Genomic DNA, 6,301 nt, shown 5'->3' with positions numbered 1-6,301 from the left:
ACACCAAGTGAAGGTTCGCACCGACCGATGTTGAAAAATCGGCGGATGAGCTGTGGTTAGGGGTGAAATGCCAATCGAACCCGGAGCTAGCTGGTTCTCCCCGAAATATGTTGAGGCATAGCGGTTGTGATTATAGCAGGGGGGTAAAGCACTGATTCGGTGCGGGCTGCGAGAGCGGTACCAAATCGAGTCAAACTCTGAATACCCTGTGTACACACAGCCAGTCAGACGGTGGGGGATAAGCTTCATCGTCGAGAGGGAAACAGCCCAGACCACCAGCTAAGGTCCCTAAATCATCACTAAGTGGCAAAGGAGGTGGGGATGCTCAGACAACCAGGAGGTTTGCCTAGAAGCAGCCATCCTTAAAAGAGTGCGTAATAGCTCACTGGTCAAGCGTTCCTGCGCCGAAAATGAACGGGACTAAGTGATGTACCGAAGCTGTGGACTTACTACGTAAGTGGTAGGGGAGCGTTCTGCATTAGTTTGAAGCACTAGCGTAAGCAGGTGTGGACGAGGCAGAAGTGAGAATGTCGGCTTGAGTAGCGAAAACATTGGTGAGAATCCAATGCCCCGAAACCCCAAGGGTTCCTTCGGAAGGCTCGTCCGCGAAGGGTTAGTCGGGACCTAAGGCGAGGCCGAAAGGCGTAGTCGATGGACAACTGGTCAATATTCCAGTACTCATCTTGGTTTGTGCAGAGGGACGGAGAAGGCTAGATCAGCCGGATGTTGGTTACCGGTTCAACTGTCCGAGGTGTTGAGGAGCGGTGAAAACGCTCTGAGCTAAGGCAGGAGTACGACCCACTACGGTGGGGAAGTGATTGATGTCATGCTTCCAAGAAAAGCTCTAAGCACGTTAAGCCAAGATACCCGTACCCGAAACCGACACAGGTGGGGGGGTAGAGTATACCAAGGGGCGCGAGATAACTCTCTCTAAGGAACTCGGCAAAATGGCCCCGTAACTTCGGGAGAAGGGGTGCCACCGAGAGGTGGTCGCAGTGAAGAGGCCCAGGCGACTGTTTACCAAAAACACAGGTCTCCGCTAAGTCGTAAGACGATGTATGGGGGCTGACGCCTGCCCAGTGCCGGAAGGTTAAGGAAGCTGGTCAGCGCAAGCGAAGCTGGCGACCGAAGCCCCGGTGAACGGCGGCCGTAACTATAACGGTCCTAAGGTAGCGAAATTCCTTGTCGGGTAAGTTCCGACCCGCACGAAAGGCGTAACGATCTGGGCGCTGTCTCGGAGAGAGACTCGGCGAAATAGAAGTGTCTGTGAAGATGCGGACTACCTGCACCCGGACAGAAAGACCCTATGAAGCTTTACTGTAGCCTGGAATTGGGTTCGGGCTTTGCTTGCGCAGGATAGGTGGGAGACGTTGAAGTATCCCTTGCGGGGGATATGGAGTCGCCGGTGAGATACCACTCTGGCAAGGCTAGAATTCTAACCTTCTGCTGTTAGCCAGCGAAGGAACAGTTTCAGGTGGGCAGTTTGACTGGGGCGGTCGCCTCCTAAATGGTAACGGAGGCGCGCAAAGGTTCCCTCAGGCTGGTCGGAAATCAGCCGTAGAGTGCAAAGGCATAAGGGAGCTTGACTGCAAGACCTACAAGTCGAGCAGAGACGAAAGTCGGCCTTAGTGATCCGACGGTTCCGCGTGGAAGGGCCGTCGCTCAACGGATAAAAGTTACTCTAGGGATAACAGGCTGATCTCCCCCAAGAGTTCACATCGACGGGGAGGTTTGGCACCTCGATGTCGGCTCATCGCAACCTGGGGCGGTAGTACGTCCCAAGGGTTGGGCTGTTCGCCCATTAAAGCGGTACGTGAGCTGGGTTCAGAACGTAAATCATTGCGTCACTTCACAGTAATGTGGAGCAGCAAACCGACTAAAATCGGTAGAATCTTGATCAGTGACGAACGGCTGATTAAGACAATACCGAGGGTAAGCAAGAGTCTCGTGACAGACGATTTAACGCTGAGTTACATTGCTGGTTTTTTGGATGGTGATGGTTGCATCAATCTTCAACTAGTGCGACGTAAGGATTACATCCTTGGTTATCAAATTCGTGCTAGCATCACCTTCTTTCAGTCTTCTTCGCATCGTTCCTTCTTGGAGTGGTTAAAGTCTATTTTCCAAGCAGGGTTTGTGAGAGACCGAAAGGATGGCTTAAGCGAGTATGCAATTGTTGATGCGCCATCTGTCTTAGAAGTGCTGCTAACTCTTCGCAGCTACCTTAAACTCAAGAAGCCACAATGTGATTTAGCAATTACTGTTCTACAGGAAGTTGTTCAATCAAGGCGATTAACGCCAGAACAATTCCTAAAACTTGCTCAGCAGGTGGATCAATTTGGTGAGCTGAATGCTTCCAAAAAGCGTTCGATTCGCTCTGATCAAGTAGAACAGTTCTTGAGATCACGACAACTCTTGATCCCGTAGAGACTGAAGCCTAGGCTTGAGTTAGCCATCAAGCGTAAGCTGAGATGCTCTGAGGTTGTCAGAGACATCAAATGTCGGCTCCTGATTCGTTAATGGCGAGAGTCAGGATGAAGATATAGTCCATGCTCGTAGTGATACGAGAACAACATGCGTGAGACAGTTCGGTCCATATCCGGTGCAGGCGTAGGAGCATTGAGAGGAGTCCTCCTTAGTACGAGAGGACCGGGAGGAACGCACCTCTGGTGTACCTGTTATCGTGCCAACGGTAAACGCAGGGTAGCCATGTGCGGAGTGGATAACCGCTGAAAGCATCTAAGTGGGAAGCCCACCTCAAGATGAGTGCTCCCATGGCGTAAGCCAGTAAGGTCACGGGTAGAACACCCGTTAATAGGCTCTCGATGGAAGTCCAGTAATGGATGAAGTCTAGGAGTACTAATAGACCGAGGGCTTGACCTCATCAATCAACAGGTGTCTGATTCAATTAACTATACTGACAATCGCTATTTAGTTGAAAGGTTATTGATCCTGAATTTATCTAGCAACTCTTTAGTCTAGGTTCTCAATTCAAGAAAAATTCATGTTTCGCCTAGTGCCTATGGCGCGGTGGAACCACGCTGATCCATCCCGAACTCAGAGGTGAAACGCCGCAGCGGTGAAGATAGTCGGAGGGTCGCCTCCTGCAAAAATAGCTCGGTGCTAGGCAAAATATTCAAACCACCCCATCTAGGTTGTCTAGGTGGGGTCTTGATTTTTAAGAAATGTTTAAGGGATGATCGGTTTTGGATAGAGGAGTGACATCGATGGGTAGTTCGGTCTATATTGCATCAAATATCGCTCTCCTCAAAAGGTTTTTAGGGTCATGCCTCAATTCATGCGTTTGATGGGTCTTCAGCACTGGGTGCTGGTGGGTTCCTCGGTGGTGGCAGCGGTGCTGGCGGCGGCGTTACCAAGCTATGGACGAATGCAGGATAGCCCCAAGATGTTGGTGGATGAGGTATGGCAAATTGTGCAGCAGGAATATGTGGATGAGTCGTTTAATCAGGTGGATTGGCTGGCGGTACGGCGGCAACTTTTGGCGCAGCGCTATACGTCGCGGGAGCAGGCCTATGCAGCTATTCGGGGAATGTTGCAGCAGTTGAATGACCCCTATACGCGCTTCATGACTCCAGAGGAGTTTACGGCTTTGCGCACGCAAACGTCGGGGGAAGTTTCGGGGATTGGTATTCGCTTGACGGTGGATGAAAAGACACAACAGTTGACCATTTTGGAGCCGCTGGAAAATTCACCTGCAACTAAGGCGGGAATTCGGGCGGGCGATCGCCTGCTGGCCATTGATGGTCACTCTACTCGGCGGATGTCGATTGAGGAGGCATCGCGGCGGATTCGGGGGCGGGTGGGGACTCCCATTGAACTTCAGTTGTTTCGCCCTAATCGCGGTACCTTTCGCCTGACGCTGACACGGGCATTGATTGAACTCCCTGCGGTGCGATCGCTGGTGAAGGAGGAAGGCGGTGCCCGCATTGGCTATATCTATCTGAGTGAATTTACTGCCCATGCAGCGGATCAGTTGCGCGCGGCGATTCGCAAGCTAGAGGCGGAGAAGGTGGAGGGGTTTGTTTTGGATTTGCGGGGGAATCCAGGAGGACTATTGCAGGCAGGCATTGATATTGCCCGCATGTGGTTGAATCAAGGTTTGATTGTGCGTACGGTCGATCGCAGTGGCCACAGTGAGCAGGCACGGGCGAATCAATCGGCATTGACGAATTTGCCCCTCGTGGTTTTGGTGGATCACCGCTCTGCTAGCAGTAGTGAAATTCTCACAGGGGCATTGCAGGATAACGGTCGTGCGATTGTGGTGGGCACGCCAACCTACGGTAAGGCCTTGGTACAATCCATTCATCAATTGAGTGATGGTTCAGGATTGTCGGTGACGGTTGCCCATTACTACACGCCCAATGGCACAGATATTAACCGCACAGGGATTACGCCGAATGTAATGGTGACGCTGCCGCAAGAGGTGAGTACCAATCCCCGTTTGTGGACGACAGCAGCCGATCGCTTGTACCAAGCAGGGGTGGCTCAATTGCGCCAAGTCATTTATCGCAGTCAAGCGCCTAAGCCTGTGAATACGGCGCAAACAGGGGAGCAGGAGCAGTTTCGCCAGCCCCTTGGTGTCCCTTGTCCGGTGCAGTGATGGTTGTTTCAGAGATTGATCAGGAATACCCCGCTGAGATTCAATTGGCCTTTCATGCCCTTGGGGAGCCGTTGCGGTTGAAGGTGATTGAGATTCTGCATCGGGAGGAGCTATGTGTCTGTGATCTGTGCGATCGCCTGCACCTGACCCCCTCAAAACTCTCGTTTCATCTGCGGGCACTGCGGCAAGCCAATCTCGTGCTGTCGCGTCAAGAAGGGCGGTGGGTCTATTACCGCCTCAATCGTCCCCAATTTGAAGTCCTAATGGCCTATTTGCAGCAGTTTACGGTGGGGGAAACGGTGCTGGCTCGCATCTGTTCTTAAAAATCAATGCCGCGCTTGAGATCAACGCCTTTTTCAGCATAGTGCTTGTGGCAGATCATCTCCGAGTGGACGCTGGCGAGTTCAAAGTAGGCGGGGGGATATTTGCAGCGACCGGTAATAATGATTTCCGTGGTGCGCGGCTTGCGCAGGAGTGTTTGGACAATCGGTTCGACGGGGAGAAGCTCGAGGTCAACGGTGGGGTTGAGTTCATCGAGAATAATGGTCTTGTAAAGGCCAGAGGCAATGGCGGCTCGAGCAATTTCCCAGCCGCGTTCGGCTTCGATGTAGTCAATTTCCTGCTGCTGACCGCGCCAGACAATGGCATCCCGACCACAGCGGTGATGATCCACTAAATGGGGATAGCTCTCTTTGAGGGCAGCGATCGCGGCATCTTCGGTGTAGCCTTGCCCCCCCTTGAGCCACTGGAGAATGAGCACACGGTGGGATTGATCGCGGCTAATTCCTTTGCCGATCGCCTGAAGGGCTTTACCGAGGGCACTGGTGGACTTGCCTTTGCCGTCACCTGTATAGATTTCAATGCCTTCAATGCCCTGTTCTTGAGCCGTAGGATGCACAAGGGGACGCATCTCGGAGTGGAGGTCAGCAATTTGCAGGAGTTGGGCAGGAGCCCCCCGGCCAGTGGCAATAATTTCTAGGTGTTGGGGCTTGTGGCGGAGGGTGTTGACAACTTCATCAACGGGCAAAAGGCCTAAATCTAGGACGGGGTTGAGTTCATCTAAAACAATGACGGAATAGAGACCAGAGGCGATCGCTCCCTTGGCAATATCCCAACCCCGCTGGGCTTCTTGGCGATCAAATTTGGTAATTTCTTCGGCGGTAAAGTATTCTGCGCGCCCCGTCCGCACTTGATCGATTAAATGGGGAAACCCGCGCTGCAGCGCTTCAATGGCGGCATCTTCGGCATAGGCACGGCCGGGTCCTTTGAGAAAGCGCAACAAGAGTACCCGAGTGGGCCAGGCAGAGGCAATACCCAGACCAATGGAGCGCAGAACAACCCCGAGGGCAGCTTGGGATTTGCCCTTACCGGCACCGTCATAGACGTGGAGTTGACCGCTCACCCGTCCGGGGCGAATCTGAGCGGTTTGAATGCCAATACCTGCACGGGTCATAGGGGTGTGAATCAAAGAACCTAGAGGGATTGTATCAAGGGCGGGGTGGGGTTTTGAGAACAACCGCTTCAACCGTTAGATCTGTGGTAGTGGTGGCGGTAATCGCCCAACGCAGGGGCTGACCATGGGCTTGCAGGGTCTGTTCGATGGCCTCATGGAAAGGCGGGGAGAGGGTATGTCGGGGTAGGGTCAGACGGATAAATTCCGTTTGCATAGGTTTTGCTTGA

General features: G+C 52.8%; 4 protein-coding genes and 2 rRNA genes (1 of these 6 only partly in view). 4 read left to right on the top strand and 2 right to left on the bottom strand.

All coding sequences use genetic code 11. The features are described 5' to 3' along the window. From RHH53_RS08710 to RHH53_RS08695, 4 genes are all read left to right on the top strand, one after another. Positions 1-2,883: ribosomal RNA gene (locus tag RHH53_RS08710) — 23S ribosomal RNA — on the top strand (it extends 732 nt beyond the left edge of the window). Positions 2,884-3,012: 129 nt separating this feature from the next. Next, a 5S ribosomal RNA gene (gene rrf / locus RHH53_RS08705) occupies positions 3,013-3,129 on the top strand. 157 nt (positions 3,130-3,286) lie between these two features. Further along, positions 3,287-4,621, top strand: a complete 1,335-nt coding sequence (locus tag RHH53_RS08700; RefSeq protein ID WP_225901541.1) for a S41 family peptidase — start codon at positions 3,287-3,289, stop codon at positions 4,619-4,621. After that, positions 4,621-4,944: a helix-turn-helix transcriptional regulator gene (locus RHH53_RS08695; protein ID WP_302678076.1), complete on the top strand. Its 324-nt coding sequence runs from the start codon at positions 4,621-4,623 to the stop codon at positions 4,942-4,944. Before RHH53_RS08700 ends, RHH53_RS08695 begins: the two co-directional genes overlap by 1 nt. On the opposite strand, the gene RHH53_RS08690 is transcribed toward RHH53_RS08695, so the two are convergent. Together RHH53_RS08690 and RHH53_RS08685 are read right to left on the bottom strand one after the other, a co-directional pair. Next, positions 4,941-6,074 carry a cob(I)yrinic acid a,c-diamide adenosyltransferase gene (locus tag RHH53_RS08690; RefSeq protein ID WP_302678075.1) on the bottom strand — a complete coding sequence of 378 codons (1,134 nt, stop codon included), beginning with the start codon at positions 6,072-6,074 and terminating at the stop codon, positions 4,941-4,943. The two genes, RHH53_RS08695 and RHH53_RS08690, sit on opposite strands and share 4 nt — an antisense overlap. Before the next feature lie 34 nt (positions 6,075-6,108). Next, a complete protein-coding gene (locus RHH53_RS08685) occupies positions 6,109-6,288 on the bottom strand; it encodes a hypothetical protein (protein WP_206199829.1) in 180 nt (59 codons plus the stop codon). Between the last annotated feature and the right edge of the window lie 13 nt (positions 6,289-6,301).

Origin of the sequence: Thermosynechococcus sp. PKX82 (genome assembly GCF_031583255.1) — a bacterium.
Classification (GTDB): domain Bacteria; phylum Cyanobacteriota; class Cyanobacteriia; order Thermosynechococcales; family Thermosynechococcaceae; genus Thermosynechococcus.
The sequence above is the reverse complement of the archived record's forward strand: the minus strand, read 5'-3'. Positions and strand labels throughout refer to the sequence as shown.